Source organism: Streptomyces similanensis (assembly GCF_039543625.1).
In the GTDB taxonomy this organism is placed as follows: domain Bacteria; phylum Actinomycetota; class Actinomycetes; order Streptomycetales; family Streptomycetaceae; genus Streptomyces; species Streptomyces similanensis.
Genome location: NZ_BAABKC010000041.1, coordinates 1 through 1981, shown reverse-complemented (window position 1 = coordinate 1981; position 1981 = coordinate 1). Strand labels below are relative to the sequence as shown.

Sequence of the window (1981 nt, the reverse complement as noted above, 5' to 3'; positions counted from 1 at the left end):
GGGGGTGGGTCAGGCGGCGGTCCTGGTGCACGAGGACACAGCCGGCGACAAACGCCTGGTCGCCTACGTGGTCGGCGATGCCGGCGAGTCCGAGCTGCGTGACTTCGTCGCGGAAAGGGTGCCGCAGTACATGGTGCCCTCGGCGGTGATGGTGCTGGACGCGCTGCCGCTGACGGTGAACGGCAAGCTGGACCGCAAGGCGCTGCCCGCTCCCGAGTTCACCGCGGGGGCCGGGCGGGCTCCGGTCACGGTGCAGGAGGAGATCCTGTGCCAGGCGTTCGCCCAGGTCCTCGGCCTGGACAAGGTCGGGGTCGATGACGACTTCTTCGCGCTCGGCGGTCATTCGCTGCTGGCGACGCGGTTGGTGAGCCGGGTGCGTGCGGTGCTGGGGGTGGAGGTGGCGCTGCGGACGTTGTTCGAGGCGTCGACGCCGGCTGCTCTCGCCGCACGGCTGGAGCAGGCGGGTGCGGCGCGTCCGGCGCTGGTGGCGGGGGAGCGGCCGCAGCGGGTGCCGCTGTCGTACGCCCAGCGCCGACTGTGGTTCCTGGCACAGCTGGAAGGCCCGAGCGCGACGTACAACATTCCGATCGGGGTGCGGCTGACCGGCGCGCTGGACCGACGGGCGCTGGAAGCGGCCCTGCGGGACGTGGTGGGGCGGCATGAGGTGCTGCGGACGGTGTTCGCGGTGGCCGACGGACAGCCGTACCAGCGGATCCTGCCGGTGGAGGAGAGCGGCTTCGCGCTGTCCGTCGCCGAGGTGAGCGCGGACGACCTGGCCGGCGCTGTCGCGGAGGCGGCACGCTATGCGTTCGACTTCGCGGAGGAGATCCCTGTCCGGGCGTGGCTGTTCTCGGTCGGTGCGGATGAGCATGTGCTGATGCTGGTGGTGCACCACATCGCCGGTGACGGCTGGTCGTCCGCTCCGCTCGAACGCGACCTGGCCGCCGCCTACACGGCCCGGGTCGAGGGCCGGGCACCGGCGTGGGCGCCGTTGCCGGTGCAGTACGCGGACTACGCCTTGTGGCAGCGTGGGCTGCTGGGTGAGGAGAACGATCCGGAGAGCGTGCTGTCGCGGCAGGTGGGGTTCTGGCGTGAGGCGCTGGCCGACGCTCCGGAGGAACTGGCGCTGCCGTACGACCGGTCGCGTCCGGCGGTGGCCTCGCACGAGGGTCATGCGGTGGCGCTGGAGCTGTCGGCGGACGTGCACGCGCGGTTGCGTGAGGTGGCGCGTGAGCGTGGCGTGACCGTGTTCATGGTGCTTCAGGCGGCGCTCGCGGTGACGTTGTCGCGGCTGGGTGCGGGCACGGACATCCCCATCGGTTCCGCGATCGCGGGCCGTACCGACGAGGCACTCGACGATCTGGTCGGGTTCTTCGTGAACACGCTGGTGATGCGCACGGATCTCTCGGGTGATCCGACGTTCGGCGAGGTGCTGGAGCGGGTCCGGGAGACGAGCCTCGCAGCGTTCGCGCACCAGGACGTGCCCTTCGAGCGGCTGGTCGAGGAGCTGGCGCCGTCCCGGTCGGCCGCGCGGCATCCGCTGTTCCAGGTGATGCTGACGTTGCAGAACAACCTGCGCGCGGCAACCGAGCTTCCGGGCCTGCGTACCGCAGGAGTGCCGGCCGGCCCGGCGGGGTCGGCGACGGCCAAGTTCGACCTGGACGTCATGGCGACCGAGGTCTTCGACGGCGAAGGCGCCCCGGCCGGCCTGACCGGTCGGCTGATCGTGGCCGCCGATGTGTTCGATGCGGCGACGGCTGAGCGGTTGGTGGGTTGGTTCGGGCGGTTGTTGGGTGGTTTGGTGGCGGATCCTGATGTGCGGGTGGGGGGTGTGGAGTTCCTTGGTGAGGGTGAGCGGTCGTTGGTGTTGGGTTGGGCTGGTGGGGTTGGTGAGGGGTTGGTGGGTCGGTCGTCGGTGGTGGAGTTGTTTGAGGCGCAGGTGGTGCGTGATCCGGGTGCGGTGGCGGTGGTGTGTGAGGGG

Annotated in this window: 1 protein-coding gene; it reads left to right on the top strand. The window is 70.9% G+C overall.

Annotated features, from left to right (window positions below; all coding sequences use genetic code 11):
- On the top strand, positions 1-1981 hold a 1981-nt coding region (locus ABEB07_RS13585), incomplete at both ends, for a condensation domain-containing protein (protein WP_425589001.1).